This is a genomic window from Arthrobacter sp. B6 (genome assembly GCF_001663775.1).
In the GTDB taxonomy this organism is placed as follows: domain Bacteria; phylum Actinomycetota; class Actinomycetes; order Actinomycetales; family Micrococcaceae; genus Arthrobacter.
This window is the reverse complement of sequence record NZ_KV467168.1, coordinates 1,894,998-1,918,610: the sequence shown is the minus strand read 5'-3', so window position 1 is coordinate 1,918,610 and position 23,613 is coordinate 1,894,998. Positions and strand designations below refer to the sequence as shown.

The following is a 23,613-nucleotide window of genomic DNA, read 5'->3' as shown; positions in this document are numbered from 1 at the left end:
TAACGCAGAGCATCACGGACCAGCAGTGCCTCGTAGACTACAGAACAAACGGGTCCGTGGATAGCCCAATCACAAACATTCTTCCCGGCCTGAATGCGCGGCCTGAATGCGCTTTCCGCCGGCAGCGAAACTGGGTGTGGATAACTTCGCGATACAGCGCTGCGCATGCTTGCTAAGAGCCTGGGGACCGAGAATAGTGAGAAGTGGAGGCGGGCTTTCCGGATCGGGTGCGTGGCTGTCCGGCAGGTGCACGGAGAATGGCCTGCTTCTGGCAGAATAGCCGCAATATCAGGCAGTATCGCGAGGAGGCGGCCCCATGGGCGCACATGAGATGCATCCGGACCCGGCAAGGGATGACGGCGACAGTTCCACCGCTCCCCGCGGAATCGTGGTGGGCGTCGACGGATCGGATCACGGCCAGTGTGCCCTTGTCTGGGCGGCCCGTGAGGCTGAGCGCCGCCGCCGGCCCCTGCACATCGTCACCGCATACTCCGTCCCGATTTTTGCTGCTTCAGGACTGGACGGCGGCTACGCCACCGTGGATGATTCCGTGATCCGCGAGGGGGCCGAAGCGATCGTTAAGCAGGCACTGGACAAGGTGTCCGGCTACAACATCGACGTTGATGCCTCCGTTGAAAACGGCGACGCCTCCGGCGTATTGCTGGAGATGTCCGAGTCCGCCGAGCTGCTGGTTTTCGGTACCCGGGGCCGGGGCGGTTTTGTGGGCCGCCTTCTCGGGTCCGTGAGCAGTGCGCTTCCGGCCCATGCCAAATGCCCCACCGTTACAGTTCCCCTGATCTGTTCCGACAGGCTGGGGGAAACCACCGACGACAAGCGGATCCAGGCCGAACAGGCCAAGTCCGGACACCAGCCCATCGAGAACGTTGTGGTGGTGGGCGTTGACGGTTCCGAGCAGGCACGGGTCGCCGTCCTGGAGGCTGCGTCCCAGGCCGAACGGCTCGGGGCAACCCTGCGTGTGGTCTGCGCGGTTCCCCAATACAGTGGTTCCCTGGCCTGGGTCCCTGCGCCCATGGACCGCAAGGCACTTTTTGCCGACATCCGGGTCCAGCTGGACGCCGGCATGGCCTGGCTCAAGAGCCACTACCCGCATCTGCCCATGGAATCAGAGCTGAAGGACGGCTCACCCGTGGACGTGCTGGTGGAAGCCAGCCGGCACGTGGAACTGATAGTAGTGGGAACACGCGGACGCGGCGGCTTCACCGGCATGCTCCTGGGATCCACGTCCGACGGCGTCCTGCACCACGCGAAGGGACCTGTCCTCGTTGTCCCGGACCGGCCGGACCCGCGGCTCGCGGACCGGGCCAGCTTCGGACCCATCCTCGGCGCAGCCTGACGCTTCCACCCGCACCGTTTTCAAGTCACCGTCTCTGGTCACGTCTTAAGTCACAGCTCCAAGTTTCAGTCGCAGGCCCGATCAGGAGGCATGGCAAATGCCCGACACCGTTGGCCCGGTCCTGGGACTGGAGCACGTCCGCGCCGGGATGCTGCCATTGGTGGGCGGCAAAGCCGCTAACCTTGGCGAACTGCTGTCCGCCGGCCTGCCCGTACCGGAGGGCTTCTGCCTCACCACCGAGGCCTACCGCCGTGCAACTGCCAGCAGCATGCAGGACGGGCAGACGGAGCGGCACCAGGACGGGGAGAAGCCGGGGAAGCACTCCCTTGCGGGGCTCCATCGGGCACTGAACGCCTTGGCCCAGGACGACCAAGTACTGCACGACCAGGGCCTGAACAGTACTGCTCGCAGGGACCTCCCTGCCCTCGCCGCACTGGCGGGACGTGCGCGGGACCTGGTCCGCGGCACGACGGTCCCCCCTGACATAGCCGCCGCCGTCAGGCAGGCGTACGCGGCCTTGGGCGACGACGTACCCGTCGCAGTCAGGTCCTCGGCCACGGCCGAGGACCTTCCTTCCGCCAGCTTCGCAGGCCAGCAGGACACGTACCTCAACGTTGTGGGGGCGGCCGCCGTCGAGGAAGCCGTGCGGAACTGCTGGGCCTCGCTCTGGACCGACCGTGCTGTCAGCTACCGCGCGGAACTCGGGATCGACGCTTCCACAGTGTCGCTCGCCGTTGTGGTCCAGCGGATGGTGGATGCCGTCACGGCCGGAGTGATGTTCACGGCCAACCCGCTCACCGGCCGGCGGCAGGAGGCCGTCATAGATGCCAGTCCGGGCCTCGGCGAGGCCGTGGTCTCCGGATCCGTCAATCCTGACCAGTTTGTGGTGGACCCCCAAACGGGGCAGGTCTCCGGGCGGCGGCTCGGTGACAAACGGCTGGTGGTGCGGCCGCTGCCCGGGGGCGGGACCGAAACCGTGGAGATGCCCGACGCCGGAACGGACGCCTGCCTGACGGACCGCCAGGCAGCTGACCTTGCCCGGCTGGGCCTGCGGGTGGAGCGGCATTTTGGCTCGCCGCAGGACGTGGAATGGGCCATTGATTCCGATGGCAGGCCGTGGCTGACACAGTCACGGCCCATCACCACCCTGTATCCGCTGCCGGAGCGGGCAGCTGCCCGGGCCGGAACCCGGGTCTACCTGTGCTTCAGCCTGGCCCAGGGCCTCACCCGCCCCATCACACCGATGGGGCTGGCCGCCTTCAGGCTGATCGCCTCCTCCGTGGCGCGGGCTGCCCGCTTTGACGTGCCGGAGCCCCGCGACGGTCCATCACCGTATGTCGAAGCCGGGCAACGCATTTACTTCGACCTGACGGCGGTGGCCCGCAGCACCACCGGCCGGCGGATCATTCCCCGAGTGTTTGACGTGATGGAAGCGCGCTCAGCCGCGCTGCTGAGGCGGGTTTTCGAGGATCCAAGATTTGCGGTGACCAACAGGACCCCGATCGGCGTGCTGCGGCACGTGGTTCCGGCGGCGGTGCGTGCCAAGGCACCTGAAACGCTCCTCCGTGCCCTGTTCAGGCCCGAAGCCGCGCTCCGCCGGGTGAACCGGTTTGCCCGGGAGTTCGGTCCTTCCCTGGAGCTGGAGCTGGGGCCAGGCGCCACGCCGCTGCAGCGCCTCGACCACGCCGAATTCCTCCTGGGCAACCGCCTGTTCCCGATCGTGCCTGCTGTCCTTCCCCTCCCCGCCCTGGGATTCGCCATGCTGGCACTGACGGGGAAGCTGCTGGGCGGCCATCGCTGGGATGATCTTCAGAAGGTGCTGCGGGGGCTGCCAAACAACGTCACCACCGAGATGGACCTGGAGCTGTGGCGGCTCGCCACGGTGATCAGGGACGACGGCGGATCATCCGCTGCGGTCAGGAACCAGGCCCCTGCCGGGCTGGCTAATGAGTTCAACGCCGGCCAGTTGCCCGCTGTGCTCCAGGCCGGCCTGGCCCGCTTCATGGAAAGGTACGGCCAACGGGCCGTGGCTGAAATCGACGTCGGCATGCCGCGCTGGTCCGATGACCCCACGCACATCCTTGGGGTGCTGGCCAACTACCTCCGGCAGGAGGATTCCCGGCTGGCACCGGACGTGCAGTTCAGCACCGCCGCGGAGCAGGCGGAAGAAACAGTGGAGCGCCTCGTGGCCGAAGCGCGGAGCCGTGGCCGGCTGCGCGGCGCAGTGGTGCGGGCAGCACTCCGGCGGGCCAGGCTCTTCGCCGGGCTGCGTGAACTGCCCAAGTACCAGGTCGTGGTGGGCCTGGCCGAGGTACGCCGCCAGCTGCAGCAGGTAGGAACGGCACTTGCCACGGCCGGCGTCATCGCGGAGCCGGATGACATTTTCTTCCTGGATTTCAGCGAGGCACGGCATGGCCTCAACGGAAAGCGGGACGGACCGCCGGACAGCTCCGGGGCGGCCGATACCGCAGCGGACCTGCGCAGCGTTGTGGCCGGGCGGAGGGAAGCCTACGCCCGGGAGCTCGAACGCCGCCACGTGCCCCGGCTGCTCCTCTCTGACGGCACTGAACCGGAGGCCCTGCAGTGCGGCAGGGCAGGGACGGCACCCTTGCTGCCGGGGACGCTTAGCGGCAGCCCGGCGTCGGCCGGAATTGTCAGCGCGGAGGCGAGGGTCATCCTGGATCCGGTGGGCGCCCACCTGGAGCCGGGGGAGATCCTCGTGGCGCCGTCCACGGACCCCGGCTGGACACCCCTGTTCCTCACGGCCGGCGGCCTGGTGATGGAAATGGGTGGCCCCAACTCGCACGGCGCCGTGGTGGCACGGGAGTACGGGATCCCCGCCGTGGTGGGCGTCCCGGACGCCACGGTCCTGTTGTCCAGCGGGCAAAGAATCACAGTGGACGGTGCTGCCGGAACTGTGGTGCCCGGGTAGCTGCACCACAAAGACGGGTAGTGTACGAGGCCCGCGCCAGGCGTAACCTGAACCTATGGGCTCCAAGGATGGAGTGTGGTTGGAATGAGTCGCGCATGGGTGCGGTGGGTGCCCGCCGCCGCAGTACCAGCCGTGATCGCCGCCGGTGTGCTGGCGGGATCCATCCCGGCACGCGCAGGCGACCCCCTGCCGGAGAAAACCCCGGCGCAGGTGCTTGCCCTGCTCAGCGAACACGGGACTAAAACGCTTTCCGGCACAGTGGAGCAGACCTCCGAGCTTGGTTTGCCGGAACTGCCCAACACCGGGCCGTCCTCCGGACCTGCGTCTGCCGGGGGACTAGCCTCAATCGCCGAACTACTGACCGGCCAGCACACCGCAAGGGTGTTTATGGATGGTCCGAAGAAGGTCAGGATCCAGGTCGTGGATCGCCTCGCGGAGCGCGACCTTATCCGCAGGGACAGCGAGATTTGGTTCTACAGCTCAAGGGACAACTCGGCCGCGCACCTGACGCTTCCTGCGTTCGCGCGTGATTTGCCGCTGCCAGCGCCGCTGCCGGAGCCGCAGTTTGCTCCCGCGCAGCCGGACCGGGAACCATCCGCGCCGAAGCCAGCCAGCCCGCCGGAAGCCGGGCCACCCGATGCCCGCATGGCGCCTGATATGCCAAAGCCGGAATATTTACTCCCGGCGCCTGTCATGCCAAGACCGGAATATTCCACCCCGTCACCCATTGACCTGGCCACAAAGCTGCTGGCCGCCATGGACAGCTCAACCCAGGTCACGGTGGGACCGGACGTCGAAGTAGCCGGCCGGGCGGCCTACAACCTTCTGCTCGAGCCGCGGACGCAGGGGACCCTGGTAGGACGTGTCGCCGTCGCCGTCGACGGCGAAACGGGACTGCCTCTCCGCGTGTCGGTGACGGCACGTGACCAGGCGGAGCCTGCCTTCCAGACAGGATTCACCAGCCTGTCCCTGTCCAGGCCGGACGATTCACTGTTCACCTTCGTCCCACCGCCCGGCGCCACCGTCAAGGAACTGCAGCTGCCGTTGCCCGGTGCCCGGCCCTGGCCGATCACGTCGGGCTTCCCGGGATCGCCAGGCATGGTCATCACGCCTGACGCATTCGTGGAGGCCGGACGCTCGCACACCGTGCCCGCCATGCCGAGGCCCACTGTCACTGGCGCCGGCTGGGAAACCGTGATCGGGTTCCCTGCACCACCAGCCGGACAGGCATCCATGCTGAGGGAAGCACTGCTGAAGGATCCCTTCCTCGCCCAGGCCGCCGTCGTCGTTCCCGGCGGACGGCTGCTGTCCACCACTTTGGTTAATGTGTTGATCACCGACGACGGACGGATCTTCGTCGGGATGGTTCCGCCGGAGCGGCTGCAGGCCGCAGCGGGCGCCGTGGCCAAATGACCGCCGCTGTGGGCAGAACCGCAACGGGGACAGGGGCAACGGGGACAGGGCCCGGACAAGGTACGGCCGGGCTGACCATTGAAACACAGGGCCTGACCAAGCGGTTCGGCCACCAGGTCGCCGTCGACGGCGTTGATCTGGCGGTGCCCCACGGCTCAGTGTTCGGATTCCTGGGACCGAACGGGTCCGGGAAGACCACCACCATCCGCATGATGCTTGGCCTCGCCGCGGCCTCGGCCGGCACCGTCAGCGTCCTGGGGCTGGAAATGCCGAACCGGCTGCAGGAGGTCCTGCCCCGGGTGGGCGCACTCGTGGAAGGGCCTGCCTTTTATCCTTTCCTGTCCGGCGCCGCGAACCTGCACCGGCTGGACGCCGCAAGCCGCCATGCGCGCCCGGCCACGCGCCGGACCCGGGTGGGTGAAGCGCTGGAGCGGGTGGGGCTCTCGCATGCGGCCGGCAAGCGGGTCCATGCCTATTCGCTGGGCATGAAGCAGCGCCTGGGAATAGCGAACGCCCTGCTGTCCCCGCGGGAGCTCCTGGTCCTTGACGAGCCCACCAACGGACTGGACCCGCAGGGGACCCGTGAAGTGCGGAACCTGGTCCGCTCCCTGGCCGCCGACGGCGCCACGGTGTTCGTTTCCAGCCACCTGCTGGCGGAGGTGGAACAGATCTGCACGCACGCCGCCATCATGAGCACCGGCCGGCTCGTTGCCCAGGGGCCGCTCTCGGAACTTCGGCAGGCCGGCGAGGCCCGGATCCGCCTGTTAACGCCCGACGCCGGCACCGCCTTGGGTGTCCTGGCGCGGCTGGGGATGACTCCCGTGGCCGGCAGTCCGGGGTCCGACGGTCAGGTGGTCACCGCCACAGCGGCTGAAGGCAGGTCACTGGCCGGGCCCGCTGCTGCAGGGGATGGCGCCGTGGCGCCGGAGGAGATTGTTGCCTGCCTGGTGGACGCCGGGGTGAGGGTCCGTGGCTTCTCGGTTGAACGCGGAAGCCTGGAGGACCGCTTCGTTGCGCTGACGGGGGAGGGGTTCGACGTTGCCCAGTAGCGTGCCGGGAGAGCTGTCCAACAGGCTACGGCGGGGAAGGTCTGACGGCGGCCAGTCCTCCGACGGCGAATCAGGCGCCGTCTCCGGGAGCGCCTCGACGAGGGATCGGGCGGCATCAAGCGTGCCTCTGCTGGGTTCCGAACTGAACGTCCTGTTCAGGCGCCGCCGTACTTGGGCCATGCTCCTGGCGCTGGCTGCCATACCGGTGCTGATCGCCGTCGCAGTCCGGCTCTCGTCCAGCGTTCCGGCGGGCCGAGGTCCAGCTTTCCTGGACCGGATCGCCCAGAACGGGCTCTTTGTTGCGGTGACTGCGATGTTGGTCTCCGTCCCGTTGTTTCTTCCGCTGACCGTGGGGGTGGTTGCCGGCGACACCATAGCGGGGGAGGCCAGCCTGGGCACCCTGCGGTACCTGCTGGTGGCACCGGCAGGGCGGGTCCGCCTGCTGCTGGTGAAGTACGCCGGTGCCCTGGCCTTTTGCCTGGCAGCGCCTGTCACGGTCGCCCTGGCGGGGGCGGCCATTGGTGCGTCTCTGTTTCCCATAGGGCCGGTCACGCTATTGTCCGGGGATGTGGTCGAGCCGCCGGAGGCTGCCGTCCGCCTGGTGCTGATCGCGGCGTACCTGGCGGTGTCGCTGGCCGGGTTGTCGGCAATCGGACTTTTCCTGTCCACCCTTACCGTCGTCCCGGTGGGCGCCATGGCCGCAACGGTAGTCCTGTCAGTCGTCTCCCAGGTCCTGGACCAGCTGCCGCAGCTGGAGTGGCTGCACCCGTGGCTGTTCAGCCACTACTGGCTTGGATTTGGGGACCTCCTTCGCCAGCCGGTGCTGTGGGACTCCTTCGCCAGCAATGCGCTGCTGCAGGCTGGCTACGTGGCCGTGTTCGGTGCGCTGGCCTACGGCAGGTTCGTCACCAAGGACGTCCTGTCCTGACCCAGCCCAAGTAAGTAGCAGTAAGTGTCGTTTTGAGGGCTCGTAACAACACTTACTGCTACCCAGTTGAACCTACGCGTGCTGCTCAGACTCGTGTTCGGAGTGGCTGGCCGGTTCAAGCTGGAAAGTGCAGTGGTCGGTATCGAAATGGGAACCAAGGCACGTGGTCAGCTTGTCCAGCAGCTGGTCCGCGCCGCGGGCGTTGAGCACCCCGTCCTCCACCACCACATGGGCGGAAAACACTGGCACTCCTGAGGTGATGGTCCAGATGTGGATGTCGTGGACATCGGACACGCCGTCAACTGACAGAATGTGCTCGCGGATCATCTGCACCTCAACCCCTTTTGGCGTTGCTTCGAGCAGGACATCCACCACGTCCCGCAGCAGGCTCCAGGCCCGGGGCAGGATCATCAGGGCGATCACTACTGAGGCGATGGTATCGGCGGCCTGGTAGCCCGTGAGCAGGATGACCACCGCTGCCGCGATGACGGCGAATGACCCTAACAGGTCACCGAGCACCTCTAAGTAGGCGCCGCGGACATTCAGGCTTTCCCTATGTGCGCCGTGCAGGATCAGCAGGGACACCAGGTTGGCCACGAGGCCCAGGATGGCAGCGAAAAGCATGATGCCGGTCTGGACTTCGTGGGTGGTGCCGATGCGCCGGATGGCCTCCGAGAAGATGACCACCGAAATCACAATCAGGATCAGCGCGTTTGCCAGGGCCGCCAGGACTTCGGCGCGCTGGTAGCCATAAGTCCGCTGGTCGCTGGCTGGCCGTCCGGCAATCCACGCGGCCAGCAGTGCGATGGTCACGCCCGCGGCGTCGGAGAGCATGTGGCCCGCGTCCGCCAGCAGTGCCAGCGATCCGGACAGCGCAGCGCCCACCACCTGGACCACCACAACCGACAACGTGATGGCCAGGACTGCAATCAGCCGTTTGCGGTGCCGGCCGGTTGCCGTCATCCCGTGTGAATGGTGGTGGTCGTGTCCCATGCCTACAAGGCTAGTCCCCGGGCAGGCCTGCAACCGGCAGCGCTAATCCCACCCCAGCTCATGCAGGCGCTCGTCGTCGATGCCGAAGTGGTGGGCAACCTCGTGGATGACCGTCACCGCTACCTCCTGGACCACTTCGTCACGGGACTCACAAATGTCCAGGATGGGTTGGCGGAAGATGGTGATGCGGTCAGGCAGGGACCCCGCGTCCCACCAGGAGTCCCGTTCCGTCAAGGGGACCCCCTCATAGAGCCCCAGCAGGACGGTGTCAGGATCCTCGCCGGGCCCGGGAACGTAGTCGTCGTCGATGAACACCGCAACGTTGTCCATCGCCTCGGCGATCTTGGCCGGGATCCGGTTCAGGGCGTCGCTGACCGCGGATTCGAACTCGTCGTCGGACATTGAGAAGGGAGGGCTCTCCTGCGGGCCGTCCGGGATGATGGGAAGTCCGGGCGGAAGGTGTGCGGGCATACCCCGACTCTAGCGGGAAAACCCCGTCACGCAGCGTTCCGGGGAGCGCGGGACCGGCGCCTCGTGAGGCCCACTCCCACCAGGCAGACCACGCCTCCCACGAGCCCCCAGACGGTGGGGATCTCGCCCAGCAGCAGCCACGAGATCAGGATGGTGGTGCCTGGCACCAGGTACGTGGTGGCGGCCAGTTTGCCCGCATCGATCAGCGACAGCGCATACGCCCACGTGGTGAAGGCGATGGCAGTGGGGAAAACGCCCAGGTAGATCAGCCCCAGTGTTGCCGGCAGCGGTGCGGATTGCAGCTCTGAAACGAGCTGCTCGGTGAACGGCAGGCAGCAGAGCGCCCCCACGAGGATTCCGAACCATGTGGCCTGGCCGGCCGGAAGTTTCCGGAGCACCGGCTTCTGGACGATGACGCTGACTGCGGCGAGCACCGCGGCCAGGAGGCAGAGAAGCACACCGGAAACATCCGCCGTCGGGCCATCCCCCGAACCCGGCCCCGAGCCAAACGCGATCAGCGCCACGCCGCCGAACGCCACCAGGCTGCCGATAATCAGCCACCGAGGGAAGCCTTCCTTGAGGAAGACGCCGGCCAAGATTGCAATGAGGATGGGGGAGACGTTGATCAGCATGGCGCTGGTGCCGGCGTCCAGCACGTGCTCGGCGGCGTTCAGGGCAACGTTGTAGCCGCCGAACCACATCAGGCCGTACGCGAGGATCGGCCACCACTCACGTCCCCGCGGCAGCATCCTGCTTTTCAGCAGCTGCGGCAACACCACGGCGCCAAGCACGACGGCGGCGACAGCCAGCCTGCCCAGCGTCAGGGAGCCAGGGGAAAAGGTGGGGCCAATAGCCCGGATGCCGACGAACGCCGACGCCCAGAGCACCACGGTGATGGCCACGGCTGCGACGCCGAGCGCCTTGACGCGGCCGGACGATGCGGGAGGCGCCGCTGATGTCGCAGAGTCGGTGGGGGAGGTGGTTGCCATGCTGCCAATCTAGCCCGGCCCGGTGACCCTGAGCTGGCGGAAATCGGCCACGTCTAGTCGAGTTCCTGCCAAAAAGTGTGCGTGGACGGCGAGGGGAGTGCGCGGGCTCGGTTAGGATGCGTTCCATGGTCTCAGCCACAACGTCAACGCCGGACGCCGCCAAGCGAATACGCGTCGTCATCTGGATCCTGCTGGCCGTCGTCGTGGTCGGCGGTGCGGCCTGGTATGCGGTGCTGACGTCGAACAGGCCGTCGCAGGACACACCCGTGGCGGCCGGCAGTGAACAGCTTGTCCGTGCAGACAGCCACCGGCTCACCACTCCGGCGGTGGAAAAGGCGCAGCTCGTGGAGTTCCTGGACTTCGAGTGCGAGGCCTGCCGTTCCATCCATCCCTTCGTGGAGGAACTGAGGCAGGAGTTCGGCGACAGGATCACGTTCGTCAACCGGTACTTCCCGCTGTCATCGCACCCGAACTCAGGGCATGCCGCCTTGGCCGTGGAAGCCGCGGCGCAGCAAGGAAAATTTGAAGAGATGTCCGCCAGGATGTTCGAAACCCAGGACCAGTGGCACGGGAGAGCCGAATCACAGGCGCCCCTGTTCAGGACCTTCGCCGGGGAGCTCGGGCTGGACCTGGCTGCGTTCGACGCCGCCGTTGCTGACGACAAGACCAAAGAACGCATCCGGGCCGACATCACGGACGGAACGGCCCTTGGCGTGACCGGCACCCCGACGTTTTTCCTCAACGGTGAACGGCTCACCCTCAGCACCAAACAGGAGTTCCGGCAAAAGCTCGCCGACGCCGTGAAATAGCTCCGGTCAGGGCCTGCTGGACCATTCCAGGAGCCGGTCCAGCGGCCAGGTGGTGATGATGCGCTCGGCTGGCACATTGTTGCTGGCAGCCCGTGCAGCGCCATACTGCAGGAAGTCCAGCTGGCCCGGGGCGTGCGCGTCGCTGTCGATGGAGAACAGGCAGCCGGCGTCGAGGGCGAGCTGGATCAGGTCATCCGGCGGGTCCTGCCGTTCGGGGCGCGAGTTGATCTCCACCGCCACGTTGTTTTCCGCGCAGGCGGCGAAGACCTTCTTGGCGTCAAACTCCGATTGCGGACGTGTCCCGCGCGTTCCTTCAACCAGGCGGCCCGTGCAGTGGCCAAGCACGTTGGTGTGCGGATCCCGGATGCCCGCGAGCATGCGCCGTGTCATGGTGCTCCGGTCCGATCGCAGCTTTGAATGGACGCTGGCCACCACAATGTCCAGCCGGTCCAGCATTTCAGGCGCCTGGTCCAGCTCGCCGTTCTCCAGGATGTCCACCTCTATCCCGGCCAGGAGCGTAAAGCCGTTTGCGCTGGTGCCGGCGTTGAGTCCGGCCACGACGTCCAGCTGTTCGGCAAGACGTTCGGCGGTTAGTCCGTTGGCGATCTTGAGGCTGGGGGAGTGGTCGGTGAGCGCGAGGTACTCGCGACCCAGCAGGTTCGCGGCTTCGGCCATCAGCGCGATGGGGGAGCCGCCGTCGGACCAGTCGCTGTGGCTGTGGAGGTCACCGCGCAGGGTGGAGAGGAGTTCGTTGCCGCCCTCAGCCAACGATCCAGTGCTGCGTTGGCGAAGGTCCGCCAGATAGTCCGGCACCGCGCCGTCCACCGCCTGGCGGATCACCTGGTACGTCCGGTCACCGATCCCTTTCATGCGCTTGAGCCTGCCATCCTGTGCCCGCGCCTCAAGTTCGGCCGGGTCCAGGCCGGCGATGATGTCCGCCGCTTTCCGGAAGGCCTGGACCTTGAACGTGGCGGCGCGTTCACGCTCCAGCCAGAAGGCAATTTCATTCAGCGCGGCGACGGCATCCATCTGTACATCTTCGCCGCTTCCGGGCACTTTGTTCAGGGGCCTGGGGCCCGATTTTGGATTATCCCGGCAGAGGCCCTATAGTTTTAGAGTCCAGTTCGGAGGAACTGCGAAGGACAAAGACTGAAAGCCTCGGCTCGAAGCCTTTTCTTTTTGCTCCGAACGGGTTCTGGCCCCCATCGTCTAGCGGCCTAGGACACCGCCCTTTCACGGCGGCGGCACGGGTTCGAATCCCGTTGGGGGTACGCAAGGAACTGGTCAAACAGGCTGAGAAAGTCTGGTAGGCTGGAAGCCTTGAAAAAACGCGGTAGCGATACTGCGGAAGCAAGAAAAGCAAGGCCCTGTAGCGCAGTTGGTTAGCGCGCCGCCCTGTCACGGCGGAGGTCGCGGGTTCAAGTCCCGTCAGGGTCGCTCTGATTGCCAGAAGAAATTCCGGCGGTCATGGTGACATGTCACCTAGGCTCTGTAGCTCAGTTGGTAGAGCGTTCGACTGAAAATCGAAAGGTCACCGGATCGACGCCGGTCGGAGCCACCACTGGGAAGCATCAGTTCTTCGGAACTGGTGCTTTTCTCATTTAAGCGGCCTACAGTTGTCGACATGCACGGCGGAAAACGTCTCGATCCTGCATCAATGCCCCCAAAGCCAGCCTCTGCCCGGACCAGGGGCCATACCCTTCCGTAGACTTGCAGGCTGCACAGCAGACATCGAACAGACGAATGTACACGAGACGGACCTGCTGGAGCAGTCTGAGCGCTACAAAGTGCATAAGGAGAAATTAGCAATGTCCGCCACACGAGGCACCAGGACCATCAGTCAATCGCAGGAGGCAGCGCCGCCGACGACCGGAGACAGGCGGGGCCAGCCTCCAAGCGACCAGAAACTGGCCAAATGGGTCTTCTGGCCAGCAGCCATGACCATCATCGTATTTGTCCTCTTCGCCACGTTTTTTCCCGCGGCAGCCACGGATGTTTTCACCGGCATCCAAGGCAACGTCATCAGATGGTTCGGCTGGTACTACGTCGCCGCCGTAGCACTCTTTGTGGTTTTTGCCCTGTGGATCGGACTCAGCCGCTACGGCGACATCAAGCTGGGCAAGGACGAGGACGAACCCGAGTTTTCCGTAATGTCCTGGTTCGCCCTGCTGTTCGCGGCGGGCATGGGAATTGGCCTGGTCTTCTTTGGCGTGGCGGAACCCCTTAACCATCTTGCGGCGCCGCCACCGGGCGTTGAAGGTTCGCCGTTGGAGCTCGCCCAGCATGCCATGACGCAGACCTACCTTCATTGGGGACTTCATGCCTGGGCCATCTATGTGGTGGTGGGCGTATCCATCGCTTACGCGGTGCACCGCAGGAGCCGGCCAATTTCCATCCGCTGGACGCTGGAGCCGCTCCTGGGCCGCAAGCGCGTCGCCGGCGGCTGGGGCAACGTCATCGACATCGTGGCGCTGGTAGGCACGCTCTTCGGTGTCGCCACGTCGCTGGGTCTCGGAGTCCTGCAGATCTCTGCGGGACTGGAGCAGGCGAACATCCTTCAGGCCACAACCATGACGCAGATCGCCTTGATCCTTTGCATCATCACCTTGACCATCGTCTCCGTGGTGTCGGGTGTGGGCAGGGGCATGAAGTGGCTATCCAACACCAACCTGGTCCTCGCCGCGCTGCTGATGCTTGTGGTGCTCTTCACTGGCCCGACCCTGTTCCTGCTGCGCGAGTTCGTGCAGTCGATCGGCCACTACCTGCAGAATGTCCTCGGCCTTACCTTCAACACGTTGGCCTTCTCCGGCGCAGAGGGTGAGGCCTGGCAGGCGGCCTGGACCACTTTCTACTGGGGATGGTGGATCTCGTGGGCACCGTTCGTGGGGATCTTCATCGCCCGTATTTCCAAGGGCCGCACGGTCCGGCAGTTCGTTGCCGGCGTCCTCCTGGTGCCTACCACCGTCGGCTTCTTGTGGTTCTCCGTCCTGGGCGGCGCAGCGATGCACCGCGAGCTGTTCGGAGTCGGAGGGCTGATTGGCGAGGACGGCAGCGTGGATACCGAGGGCGCGCTGTTTGGCCTGCTGGGCAGCCTTCCCGGCGGACCTGTCCTGACTGTGGGCGCCGTTCTCCTGATCGCCATATTCTTCATCACGTCGGCGGACTCCGGGTCGCTGGTGATGGGCATGATTTCCACCGGCGGCGATGTGGAGCCCAAGAACTGGCTGCGCATCTTCTGGGCACTTTCGGCCGCAGCTGTTGCCATCGCACTGCTCCTGGCCAACGGCCTGCAGGCCATACAGACGGCGGCGATCCTGACAGCCGTGCCCTTCAGCGTGGTGATCATCCTGATGTGCATCTCTACGGCCAAGGCCTTCCACCGGGAGCACACCATCTTGATGCGCGCACAACGCAGGCTGGCCCGCGAGCAGTTGACTGCCCATGTCGCAGAGCAAATGCAGGACTCCATGCATGATTCGGTCCAGGAGCACTATCAGGAGCATGTTGCTGAGCAGATCCATGATTCGGTCCAGGAGCACTACCAGGAGCACGTGGCGGACCAGGTCAGTGAGGCCGTGGAGACGCAGCTGAGCGAGCGGTTGGCAGCGGGGGACCACGCGGAAGTCCGGACTGGTCCTGCGGAGCGGAACGGTCCCCACGACGGGACTCGCTGGCCTGATAAGTAGGCGGTCTGCTCCTCTGGCAGTACGCCCGGTAGCGGGCGGCGTCGCGTAAAGCACCGGTTCTTTCGGACCGGTGCTTTGTGCTGTCCGCCCTGTTCGGTTCCTCCCCCTCCGCTATTGACAGCCGGGAACTAACGCGCGTAATCTAAATCACACGCTCAAACTAACGCGCGTTACCAAGGTACCCATGCTGGCCACTACCGGCCGGCCCAAGTACGGATTCCGGAGCATTCAATGGCGAACACCCCACCTGTGGCAGCAACACGCGGCGTCACCATGGCTGACGTCGCCAAGCACGCCGGAGTGTCCCGCACTGCGGTCTCCTTCGTCCTCAGCAAGAGGGAGAACGCCAGCATCTCCGCGGAAACCCGCACTCGGATCCTCGAAGCCGTCCAGGCACTCGGCTACAGGCCCAACGCCGGGGCGCGCGCCCTGGCATCGCAGCGCAGCGACTGGTACGGCATCGTCACGGAGATCGTCACGGCACCGTTCGCCGTAGACATCATCAAGGGCGCGCAGGACCAAGCCTGGCTGTCCCGACGGTTCCTGCTCATTGCCCCCTCCGACCAGGCCGATGCAGTAGGACCAAACGAGGGCATGGAAGATGCAGCCTTTGAAAAGCTGCTTGAGCAAAGAGTGGAAGGACTTCTCTACGCGGCCACCTTCCACCGGGCCGTGCACGTTCCCAAAAGCGCCAACGAGGTGCCCACCGTCCTGATCAACTGCTTTGACGCGGACGGGAAGCTGCCCTCGATCGTCCCGGACGAGCGCGCCGGCGGCCGCGTCGCCGTCGAACGGCTGCTCCAGGCCGGCCACACCAGGATCGGTGTCATCAACCTGGATCCGGACATTCCAGCCGCCGTCGGACGACTGGAGGGCTGCCGCGAAGCACTCGCCGGAGCGGGGCTGGAACTGGATCCTGATCTTGTCGTCTCGGGATACGCGACGGCGGACGGCGGCTACGAGGCCGCCTGCAGGATTCTTGATAAATACCCGGCTGGGGCAGGCAGGCCATCTGCCCTGTTCTGCCTCAACGACCGGATGGCTATGGGCGCTTACGACGCCATCAAGGAGCGCGGGCTCGCCATCCCCCAAGACATCGCCGTGATCGGCTTCGACAACCAGGAACTCATTGCGGCCTACCTCAGGCCGAAACTGACCACGGTTGCGTTGCCCTTCGAGGAGATGGGTGCGCTGGGTGTCCAGACACTCGCAAGCCTTACAGCAGGACAGCCGATCACCGCCCATCAGCAGATGGTCGACTGTCCGCTGCTAGAACGCTTTTCAGTCTGACGGCAAATCAACTACTGAAAAGCAACCCCCAACCACCTTCACCTTCAGCGATGAAGAGAGGAAAGAGATATCCATCATGACACAATCGCGATTCCTCAGGTCTGCCCGCATCACGGCGGCCGGCCTGGCCGTGGGTGCCCTACTGCTTACCGGCTGCTCGGCCAACCAGGGTAGCCAGTCCAACGCCGGCGGCTCAGCAGAAAGCGCCCTCCTGACCATTCCCCGCGAGGACATGGGCACGTTTGTCCGCAACTTCAACCCGTTCGCGCCCACTGTAGCCCCCATGACGCAGCAGGCGATCTACGAATCCCTGCTCATCTACAACCCTGCCGAGGGCGACACCACCCCCTGGCTCGCTACTGAATGGACAGCGGCCGAGGACGGAAAATCCATCACCTTCACGCTCCGCGACGGCGTGAAGTGGTCCGACGGCCAGCCCCTGGTCCCCGCCGACGTGGTCACCACATTCGCCCTGCAGAAAAAGATCAAAGGCGGCTACGACTACCTGGAAACAGTGACCGCCGAGGGCGCCGACAAGGTCACGTTCAGTTTCAAAACCCCGTGGTCACCGGCCCTCTACGACCTCGGCCAGCTGAGTATCCTCCCGGACCACGTGTGGTCAAAGCTCGCCGACCCCGAGAAGGAAGCCAACGAAACGCCTGTTGGCACCGGACCCTACACCGAGGTGGACACCTTCCAGGCGCAGTCCTTCGTGCTGAAGAAGAACCCCAACTACTGGCAGCCGGAGAAACAGAAGATCGCCGGCATCAAAATGCTCGCCTTCGCAGGAAACGACGGCGCCAACCTCGCCGCGGCCAACGGCGACGTGGACTGGGCCCCGCAGTACATGCCCAACATCGAAAAGACGTTTATCTCCAAAGATCCCGAGCACCGCAAATACTGGTTCCCGCCCACGGGCGCCATGATCAACTGGCAGCTCAACACCACCAAGGCCCCGTTCAACGACACCGACGTCCGTAAGGCGCTCAGCATGGCCGTGGACCGGGACCAGGTGACCAAGATCGGCATGAGCGGCTACACCAAGCCTGCAGACTGCACCGGCCTGTCCGGCAACTATGAGACCTGGAAGAACAAAGAAGTCCAGGACAACTGTGACTGGACCAAGCTCGACTTGGACGCCGCAAACAAGATCCTGGACGACGCAGGCTACGCCAAGGGCGCCGACGGCAAGCGCACGCTGAAGGACGGCAAGCCCTTCGAGTTCAAGATCTCCGTTGGCGCTGCATCCTCCGACTGGCTTTCCGTGGCCAACGTGATCTCCCAGAACCTCGCGGAAATCGGCGTCACTGCCAAGGTTGACTCCCCGGACTGGGCCGCCGTGGTGGCTGGCTACGAGACGGGCGACTTCGACTCCGGCATCGTGTGGAGCGCCAACGACCCCAGCCCGTACAAGTACTTCGCCGGCCTGATGGGATCGGCCACGGTCAAGCCGGTGGGGGAGAAGGCCTTCGAGAACTACCACCGCTTCGCTGCCCCGGACGCCGACGCCCTCCTGACCGAATTCGCGGCTGCCGCCGATGAGGACACCCAGCACGACGTCGTGGACAAGCTCCAGGAAGAGTACAGCTCCCTGGCCCCGGTCATCCCGCTGTTCGCCGGACCGGAATGGGGAGCCTTCACCGACACCCGGTTCACGGGCTGGCCCACTGCGGACAACCCGTACGCCACGCTCTCCGTCCGGACTCCCACCACGGTGCTGGTCCTGACGACGCTGGAACCCCGCAAGTAATCCCCACCGCCACACCCTGACCTCGCTTCGTTTTGGCCAGGGAACCCTGACGGCGTGGGCCCAGCCACCAAGCGGGCCCGGCGGCTGCCGCCTCCACGGCAGCAGCCGGGCCCGCCACCCAAACTTTCCGCAATTCCCGAATGGAGGGAAACCGTGCGCTTTATCCTGCGCCGCCTGGGTTTCTACCTGATTGCCTTCTGGGTGTCCATCACCCTGAATTTCCTGCTCCCTCGCTTTATGCCCGGTGACCCCGTATCCCGCATGTTCGCCCGCACCCAGGACCGGATGCAGCCTGAGCAGATCGAGCAGCTGCGCAAACTGCTCGGCGTGGACGACCGGCCCCTATGGGAGCAGTACGTCGGCTACGTCCACAACATGATCACCGGCCAGATGGGGGTCTCCATCTCCCGCTTCCCCGCCCCGGTCACGGAGGTGATCGGCTCGCAGGTGGGCTGGACGCTCCTGCTGGGCGGAACCGCCCTGGTGATTGCCGCCGTCGTAGGCAACCTGCTGGGAATCCTGGCCGCCTGGCGCCGCGGCGGAGCCGTTGACTCGGCCCTTCCGCCGCTCCTGATCTTCATCGGATCCTTTCCCTACTTCTGGCTCGCCATGGGCGCCCTCTACCTGTTCGGCGTCACCTTGGGCTGGTTCCCCATCCGGCACGCCTTCAGCGACACCATCGAGCCGAGCTACAGCTGGGCGTTCGTGTCCGACGTCGGCATGCACCTGGTGCTGCCCGCCCTCACCATCGTGTTGGTTTCGATCGGCGGCTGGATGCTGGGCATGCGCAACACCATGATCGCCACCAACGCCGAGGATTACATCACCATGGCCCAGGCGAAAGGCCTGCGCCCGGGCCGCATTATGTTCCGCTACGCCGCCCGCAACGCCATGCTGCCGTCCGTCACGGCATTTGGTATGAGCCTTGGCTTTGTGGTGGGCGGCGCGCTCCTGACGGAAGTGGTGTTTGCCTACCCCGGCGTCGGCTACCAGCTGCTGGCCGCCGTGCAGGGACTGGACTACCCGCTGATGCAGGGGCTGTTCCTGACCATCACGGCCGCGGTGCTGCTGGCCAATTTCCTGGTGGACATCCTCTACGTCCGCCTCGACCCGCGCGTGCGCAGCAACTAGGACTGATCATGACCACTTCCATCGCAAACACAGCTTCCAGCCTCCCCGGCGAGACCCGTGCCGTGGATCCGCTCACCGGCAAAACTCCCGACGGCGGCGCCGGGCTTCCTTCCGGAGGCTCTGTCCGCCGGTCCAACCAGGGCCTGGTGCACGGTCTGCTGACCAACAAGAAGGCGATGACCGGCGCCGCCATTCTCCTGGTGTTCATCGCACTGGCGCTCCTGGCACCTGTCCTGTACCCCGACAACCCCTCCAAGATCACCGGAATGGCATCCCAGGAACCGGACGCCGAATTCTGGCTTGGGACCACGGCGAAAGGTCAGGACGTCCTGGCCCTCACCATCCACGGTGCCCGCAGTTCCCTGTTCGTGGGCCTCACAGTGGGCTTCGCCTCCACCTTCATCGGCATCCTGGTGGGCCTTGCCTCCGCGTACTTCGGCAAGTTCATCGACGAGGCACTGTCCCTCACCACCAACGTCTTCCTGTTGCTTCCCGGCCTGCCGCTGCTGGTGATCCTGGCCGCCTTCCTCCCGCCAGGCCTGGGTACCGTGATCCTGGTCCTGGTGGTCACAGGCTGGGCTGGCTCCGCCCGCGTGCTGCGCTCGCAGGCTCTGTCCATTCGCTCCAAGGACTTCGTGGCGGCGGCCGTTGTCACCGGCGAGCGGCCGCTGCGGATCATGTTCGGCGAGATCCTGCCCAACATGGCCTCCATCGTGATGGGCACCCTCCTGGCCTGCATCATCTACGGCATTGGCGCGCAGGCCGGCCTTGAGTTCCTGGGCCTCGGCGATGTCAGCACCGTCTCCTGGGGCAACAACCTGTACTGGGCCGGCAACGAAGGGGCCCTGCTCACCGGCAGCTGGTGGGTGTTCGTGCCCTCGGGCCTGTGCATCGCCCTCGTGGCCTTCTCCCTGGCCCTGATCAACTATGCGGTGGATGAGGTCACGAATCCGCGACTACGGAAGATCAGGAAAACCGCGAAAACCAACCAAATCCCTACCGGAAAGAGAGCAGCGGCATGACCGTCTCCCAGACCTCCCCAGGCTCGCATCAGCCCGTGCTGGAGATCCAGGATCTCACCGTGAAGTACCGCGGCGACACCCGGTCCACCACGGCTGTTGACCGCGTCTCCTTCAGCATCGGCACCGGCGAGATCTTTGGCCTGGCCGGCGAGTCCGGCTGCGGCAAATCCACCATCGCGAACGCCATCATGCGGCTGCTGCGCGACCCCGCGGAGATCGCCGGCGGCAGCATCCGGTTCGGCGGCAAGGATGTCCTGGCGCTGGGCAAGGAGGAGCTCCGGCGCTTCCGCTGGCAGGACGTGGCCATGGTCTTCCAGTCGGCCATGAACTCGCTCAACCCTGTGATGACCATCGGCGACCAGATCGTGGATATCTACACCACGCACGCCGGCTACTCCCGCAAGGAATCCCTCAGGAGGGCTGCGGAACTGCTGGAACTGGTCCGGATCGACCCAGCCCGGCTGAAGTCCTACCCCCACCAGCTCTCCGGCGGCATGCGGCAGCGTGCGGTCATCGCCATGGCAGTGGCCCTCAAGCCGTCCCTGCTGATCCTCGATGAACCCACCACCGCCCTCGATGTGGTGGTGCAGCAGGAGATCATGGCCCAGATCAAGGAGCTCCAGCACCAGCTGGGCTTCTCCGTCCTGTTCATCACGCACGACATGTCACTCATGGTGGAACTCTCGCACCGGATGGCGGTGATGTACGGCGGCCGGATCGTGGAAACTGCAAAGGCCAAGGACATCCACGCCGCCCCGCGCCACCCCTACACGCAGGCGTTGATGGGAGCGTTTCCACCCCTGACCGGGCCGCGCGTGCCCCTCACAGGCCTGGCTGACGGCGTGAAGTTCAGCAACATTGCCGACCTCCAGGAAGAAACGCCAGGACACTTTGTGGCGCCGCTGCCCGCGGATCAGTCCGCCGTCCTCGAAGGAGCACGTTCATGACCGTCCACAGCAAAGCATCGGAATCGGAAGTCCCCGCCCTTGAGGTTAGTGGCCTGGTCAAGGACTTCCACAGCGGCGGCCTGTTTTCCCGTACCACTGTCCGCGCCCTCGGTGGGGTGGACCTCAGCATCGGCAGGGGCGAAATCGTGGCCCTCGTCGGCGAATCCGGTTCCGGTAAGAGCACCCTTGCCCGGTGCATCGCACGGCTCGAAAAGCCAACCGCGGGCAAGATCCTGCTGGACGGCGTGAACGTCCTTAAGCGTGACCGGTTCCAGGCCTCCAAGGATTACCGGGCGCAGCTGCAAATGGTCTTCCAGGATCCTTTTGGCTCACTTAATCCGGTCCACCGGATCGGCCATTTCCTGACGCGGTCCCTCGCGTTGCACGGCAAAGCCGGAAACCCCGCTGAACTTCGCGGCCGTCTGGACGGACTCATGACCACGGTGGGCCTCACTCCGGACATGCTCAATTCCTACCCGCATGAGCTCTCCGGCGGCCAGCGCCAGAGGGTTGCCATCGCGCGGGCCCTCGCTGTCGAACCCGAGGTGATCCTCGCCGACGAGCCCACCTCCATGCTGGATGTCTCGGTGCGGATTGGCATCCTGAACCTGCTGCGCGGGCTCCGTGACCGGCAGGGCATCTCCATGCTGTACATCACTCACGACCTCGCCTCCGCGCGCTATCTCGCCGACCGCATCGCCGTGATGTTTGCCGGCGAACTGGTGGAGGAAGGCGAATCACTGGACCTGCTGGCGAATCCTGCCCACCCCTACACCCGGTTGCTCGTGTCGGCCGTGCCCGACCCTGCCCGCACCGGATCCTACGATCCGTCCGCCCGGGCCGCGCTGCGGGCGGCGGTGATGGAACCGGCGTCGTGCGCTTACGACGGCGACCCGCAGCAGCCCTGCTCGGCCACAGCACCCGTGCGGCACCAGGTGGGCGATCCGGCCAACCGGCATTGGGTCCGCTGCCACCTGTACCGGCCGGCGTCCGCAGCGGCGGGCAACGCGCTGGCTACCGACGCATTGGAAGACGCGCACCAGGACGAATCCCGCAAGGCAGCGGTGGCTTCCGCATGACAGGCCTCACACACCCACTGGCCACCGTGCCGCAGGACGAACTCGTGGACCGTGCCGAGGCGGACCCGCTCCGGCCGCGTTTCCACTTTGTCTCGCCGGCGGGCTGGCTGAACGATCCCAACGGCGTCAGCCAGTGGAACGGCACCTATCACCTGTTCTACCAGTACAACCCGGAGGGCGCCTTCCACCACCGCATCCTTTGGGGCCACGCCACCAGCACGGACCTGGTCAACTGGAGGGACCGGCCTGTGGCGCTGGAACCCTCCGAAGGCCCGGACTCTCCGGACGCCGACGGCTGCTGGTCCGGCGTGCTGGTGAACGACGGCGGCACGCCCACCCTGGTGTACTCAGGCCGGCACGGCGGACGTGAACTTCCCTGTGTGGCCGTGGGCTCACCTGACCTGCTTACTTGGACCAAGGCTCCGGAAAACCCGGTGATCTCCACCCCGCCGGCAGGAGTGGAAGTCACTGCCTAACGGGACCACTGCGTGTGGCGCGAAGGCTCCGGCTGGCGCCAGCTGGTGGGCTCGGGCATTCGGGGCCGTGGGGGCACAGCGTTCCTCTACGGGTCGGACGACCTCCGGAATTGGGAATACATCGGGCCGCTGTTCATCGGCGACGCGTCCGCCGGCGATCCCGCGGCGACGGACTGGGAGGGCACCATGTGGGAATGCGTGGACCTCTTCCGCGCCGGTCCCGGGGTGCTGGGGGAGACGGCAGGGCCGCGGGGCGACGGCGGTGCGGCGCCGCTGGGCGAGGGGAGTGCTGGACCTGACGTCCTGGTCTTTTCCGCCTGGGACGACGGCGACACCCGGCACCCGCTGTACTGGACCGGACGGTACTCGGGCGACTCGTACACCCCGTGGCAGCTGCGCCGGCTGGACTACGGAGGCCGTTACTTCTACGCGCCACAGTCCTTCGCCGACGATGCTGGCCGCCGCGTGATGTTCGGGTGGCTGCAGGAGGGCCGGACGGATGAGGCCATGGTGGAGGCCGGCTGGTCCGGCGTCATGAGCCTGCCCCGCGTGGCCACCCTGGACGCCGAGGGGGAACTGGCGTTTGCGCCCGCGCCGGAGATAGAGAGGCTTCGCCGGGACCACGTCCAGATCGGTCCCCGCATGGTTGGGGGCAGCGAGGTCCTGGCAGGGGTTGCGGGGAACCAGCTGGACCTGGAACTGGACCTTGAAGTGGAGCCGGGGAGCGTTTTCAGGCTCGGGATACTCGGTTCGGCGCCTGGTTCAGGCGGCAGGGCGGCCGAGGAGACGGTTATCGAAATCCGGCGCCATGACGTCGGTGACCCAGTCCTGCGCCTGGACCGCTTCCGCAGCAGCCTGGACCCATCCGTGGACACGGAGGAGAAATCCGGCCCTGTGGTCATGTCCGGCGGAAGGCTGCACCTGCGTGTCCTGGTGGACCGCTCCGCCGTGGAGATCTTTGCCAACGGCAAGGCCTTGACCGCCAGGGTGTATCCGACTCTCGGCGGGACCTCCGTGCGCCTGTCCGCCGAGGGTGCCGTGCGGCTCCTGCAGCTTGATGCCTGGCGGATGGAAGGAATCTTCGGCGGCCCCCGCCCGCTCTTTCCCTGACCCCACCCATCGATTGCTCCGTACCGGCCCTTATCGAGCCCCAAAAGGGCGGGAACGGAGCAATCGATGCAGGTGAACCCAGGATAGCCAGAGCGTGACATTTCCCACGATGACGCGTTTCGGCTGAAACATTTGACTGGGCAAAACCGTTATGGCACGCGCGCGCCTTGGATGATGTAAGCGC

General features: G+C 65.7%; 18 protein-coding genes, 3 tRNA genes and 1 pseudogene. 18 read left to right on the top strand and 4 right to left on the bottom strand.

The window, feature by feature from the left end; all coding sequences use genetic code 11:
* Positions 1 to 316 precede the first annotated feature (316 nt).
* From AU175_RS08335 to AU175_RS08315, 5 genes are all read left to right on the top strand, one after another.
* Entirely contained in the window at positions 317 to 1,354 is a 1,038-nt protein-coding gene (locus AU175_RS08335) for a universal stress protein (protein ID WP_066287398.1), read from the top strand.
* 97 nt (positions 1,355 to 1,451) lie between these two features.
* A complete protein-coding gene (locus AU175_RS08330) occupies positions 1,452 to 4,286 on the top strand; it encodes a PEP/pyruvate-binding domain-containing protein (RefSeq protein ID WP_066287396.1) in 2,835 nt (944 codons plus the stop codon).
* Between the two features lie 84 nt (positions 4,287 to 4,370).
* Positions 4,371 to 5,699 carry a LolA family protein gene (locus tag AU175_RS08325; RefSeq protein WP_066287393.1) on the top strand — a complete coding sequence of 443 codons (1,329 nt, stop codon included), beginning with the start codon at positions 4,371 to 4,373 and terminating at the stop codon, positions 5,697 to 5,699.
* The gene (locus AU175_RS08320) at positions 5,696 to 6,748 is read left to right on the top strand and encodes an ATP-binding cassette domain-containing protein (RefSeq protein ID WP_066287390.1); all 1,053 of its coding nucleotides are present in this window, start codon (positions 5,696 to 5,698) and stop codon (positions 6,746 to 6,748) included. Before AU175_RS08325 ends, AU175_RS08320 begins: the two co-directional genes overlap by 4 nt.
* Positions 6,749 to 6,869: 121 nt before the next feature.
* The gene (locus AU175_RS08315; RefSeq protein WP_066287389.1) at positions 6,870 to 7,676 is read left to right on the top strand and encodes an ABC transporter permease; all 807 of its coding nucleotides are present in this window, start codon (positions 6,870 to 6,872) and stop codon (positions 7,674 to 7,676) included.
* 72 nt (positions 7,677 to 7,748) lie between these two features.
* Here the strand turns inward: AU175_RS08315 and AU175_RS08310 are convergent, their stop codons facing one another.
* From AU175_RS08310 to AU175_RS08300, 3 genes are read right to left on the bottom strand one after another with little or no spacing between them, the layout of a single operon-like run.
* Entirely contained in the window at positions 7,749 to 8,669 is a 921-nt protein-coding gene (locus AU175_RS08310) for a cation diffusion facilitator family transporter (protein ID WP_066287388.1), read from the bottom strand.
* Between the two features lie 42 nt (positions 8,670 to 8,711).
* Positions 8,712 to 9,140 (bottom strand): metallopeptidase family protein, encoded by a 429-nt coding sequence (locus AU175_RS08305; RefSeq protein ID WP_066287387.1) that lies wholly within the window; start codon positions 9,138 to 9,140, stop codon positions 8,712 to 8,714.
* A gap of 26 nt (positions 9,141 to 9,166) precedes the next feature.
* Positions 9,167 to 10,129 carry a DMT family transporter gene (locus AU175_RS08300; protein WP_066287386.1) on the bottom strand — a complete coding sequence of 321 codons (963 nt, stop codon included), beginning with the start codon at positions 10,127 to 10,129 and terminating at the stop codon, positions 9,167 to 9,169.
* A gap of 125 nt (positions 10,130 to 10,254) precedes the next feature.
* Between AU175_RS08300 and AU175_RS08295 the strand changes: the two genes are divergently transcribed.
* Positions 10,255 to 10,938, top strand: coding sequence for a DsbA family protein (locus tag AU175_RS08295; protein ID WP_066287383.1), 684 nt, complete (start codon positions 10,255 to 10,257; stop codon positions 10,936 to 10,938).
* Positions 10,939 to 10,944: 6 nt separating this feature from the next.
* Here AU175_RS08295 and AU175_RS08290 read toward each other — a convergent pair whose 3' ends face one another.
* The gene (locus tag AU175_RS08290) at positions 10,945 to 11,967 is read right to left on the bottom strand and encodes a PHP domain-containing protein (RefSeq protein WP_066287381.1); all 1,023 of its coding nucleotides are present in this window, start codon (positions 11,965 to 11,967) and stop codon (positions 10,945 to 10,947) included.
* 169 nt (positions 11,968 to 12,136) lie between these two features.
* Here AU175_RS08290 and AU175_RS08285 point away from each other — a divergent pair.
* The 12 genes and pseudogenes from AU175_RS08285 to AU175_RS22335 all read left to right on the top strand — a co-directional run bounded on the left by AU175_RS08285 (position 12,137) and on the right by AU175_RS22335 (position 23,429).
* A tRNA-Glu gene (locus tag AU175_RS08285) sits at positions 12,137 to 12,209 on the top strand.
* 92 nt (positions 12,210 to 12,301) lie between these two features.
* Positions 12,302 to 12,375, top strand: a tRNA-Asp gene (locus AU175_RS08280).
* A gap of 48 nt (positions 12,376 to 12,423) precedes the next feature.
* A tRNA-Phe gene (locus AU175_RS08275) sits at positions 12,424 to 12,499 on the top strand.
* Positions 12,500 to 12,875: 376 nt separating this feature from the next.
* A complete protein-coding gene (locus AU175_RS08270) occupies positions 12,876 to 14,624 on the top strand; it encodes a BCCT family transporter (RefSeq protein ID WP_231938605.1) in 1,749 nt (582 codons plus the stop codon).
* A gap of 231 nt (positions 14,625 to 14,855) precedes the next feature.
* Entirely contained in the window at positions 14,856 to 15,914 is a 1,059-nt protein-coding gene (locus AU175_RS08265) for a LacI family DNA-binding transcriptional regulator (protein ID WP_066287380.1), read from the top strand.
* Between the two features lie 76 nt (positions 15,915 to 15,990).
* The gene (locus AU175_RS08260; protein ID WP_066287379.1) at positions 15,991 to 17,664 is read left to right on the top strand and encodes an ABC transporter substrate-binding protein; all 1,674 of its coding nucleotides are present in this window, start codon (positions 15,991 to 15,993) and stop codon (positions 17,662 to 17,664) included.
* 153 nt (positions 17,665 to 17,817) lie between these two features.
* On the top strand, positions 17,818 to 18,795 hold the full coding sequence (locus tag AU175_RS08255; RefSeq protein WP_066287377.1) for an ABC transporter permease: 978 nt from the start codon (positions 17,818 to 17,820) through the stop codon (positions 18,793 to 18,795).
* 8 nt (positions 18,796 to 18,803) lie between these two features.
* The gene (locus tag AU175_RS08250) at positions 18,804 to 19,817 is read left to right on the top strand and encodes an ABC transporter permease (protein WP_231938493.1); all 1,014 of its coding nucleotides are present in this window, start codon (positions 18,804 to 18,806) and stop codon (positions 19,815 to 19,817) included.
* Positions 19,814 to 20,764, top strand: coding sequence for an ABC transporter ATP-binding protein (locus AU175_RS08245; RefSeq protein WP_066287375.1), 951 nt, complete (start codon positions 19,814 to 19,816; stop codon positions 20,762 to 20,764). Before AU175_RS08250 ends, AU175_RS08245 begins: the two co-directional genes overlap by 4 nt.
* Positions 20,761 to 21,843: an ATP-binding cassette domain-containing protein gene (locus AU175_RS08240; RefSeq protein WP_066287373.1), complete on the top strand. Its 1,083-nt coding sequence runs from the start codon at positions 20,761 to 20,763 to the stop codon at positions 21,841 to 21,843. The genes AU175_RS08245 and AU175_RS08240 overlap by 4 nt, the downstream gene beginning before the upstream one ends.
* Positions 21,840 to 22,895, top strand: a pseudogene (locus AU175_RS22340) (glycoside hydrolase family 32 protein); the annotation flags it as partial. The gene AU175_RS08240 and the pseudogene AU175_RS22340, both read left to right, overlap by 4 nt.
* Complete coding sequence (locus tag AU175_RS22335) at positions 22,869 to 23,429, top strand: GH32 C-terminal domain-containing protein (RefSeq protein ID WP_269449490.1); 561 nt, start codon at positions 22,869 to 22,871, stop codon at positions 23,427 to 23,429. The pseudogene AU175_RS22340 and the gene AU175_RS22335, both read left to right, overlap by 27 nt.
* Positions 23,430 to 23,613: the final 184 nt, after the last annotated feature.

What these genes read in the sequence shown, in the direction of transcription:
- AU175_RS08250 (WP_231938493.1), top strand. Translation starts at nt 18,804, where the DNA reads ATGACCACTTCCATCGCAAACACAGCTTCCAGCCTCCCCGGCGAGACC.
- AU175_RS08260 (WP_066287379.1), top strand. Translation starts at nt 15,991, where the DNA reads ATGACACAATCGCGATTCCTCAGGTCTGCCCGCATCACGGCGGCCGGC.
- AU175_RS08330 (WP_066287396.1), top strand. Translation starts at nt 1,452, where the DNA reads ATGCCCGACACCGTTGGCCCGGTCCTGGGACTGGAGCACGTCCGCGCC.
- AU175_RS08305 (WP_066287387.1), bottom strand. Translation starts at nt 9,140, where the DNA reads ATGCCCGCACACCTTCCGCCCGGACTTCCCATCATCCCGGACGGCCCG.
- AU175_RS08290 (WP_066287381.1), bottom strand. Translation starts at nt 11,967, where the DNA reads ATGGATGCCGTCGCCGCGCTGAATGAAATTGCCTTCTGGCTGGAGCGT.
- AU175_RS08265 (WP_066287380.1), top strand. Translation starts at nt 14,856, where the DNA reads ATGGCGAACACCCCACCTGTGGCAGCAACACGCGGCGTCACCATGGCT.
- AU175_RS08300 (WP_066287386.1), bottom strand. Translation starts at nt 10,129, where the DNA reads ATGGCAACCACCTCCCCCACCGACTCTGCGACATCAGCGGCGCCTCCC.
- AU175_RS08270 (WP_231938605.1), top strand. Translation starts at nt 12,876, where the DNA reads ATGACCATCATCGTATTTGTCCTCTTCGCCACGTTTTTTCCCGCGGCA.
- AU175_RS08325 (WP_066287393.1), top strand. Translation starts at nt 4,371, where the DNA reads ATGAGTCGCGCATGGGTGCGGTGGGTGCCCGCCGCCGCAGTACCAGCC.
- AU175_RS08240 (WP_066287373.1), top strand. Translation starts at nt 20,761, where the DNA reads ATGACCGTCCACAGCAAAGCATCGGAATCGGAAGTCCCCGCCCTTGAG.
- AU175_RS08335 (WP_066287398.1), top strand. Translation starts at nt 317, where the DNA reads ATGGGCGCACATGAGATGCATCCGGACCCGGCAAGGGATGACGGCGAC.
- AU175_RS08320 (WP_066287390.1), top strand. Translation starts at nt 5,696, where the DNA reads ATGACCGCCGCTGTGGGCAGAACCGCAACGGGGACAGGGGCAACGGGG.
- AU175_RS08295 (WP_066287383.1), top strand. Translation starts at nt 10,255, where the DNA reads ATGGTCTCAGCCACAACGTCAACGCCGGACGCCGCCAAGCGAATACGC.
- AU175_RS08245 (WP_066287375.1), top strand. Translation starts at nt 19,814, where the DNA reads ATGACCGTCTCCCAGACCTCCCCAGGCTCGCATCAGCCCGTGCTGGAG.
- AU175_RS08310 (WP_066287388.1), bottom strand. Translation starts at nt 8,669, where the DNA reads ATGGGACACGACCACCACCATTCACACGGGATGACGGCAACCGGCCGG.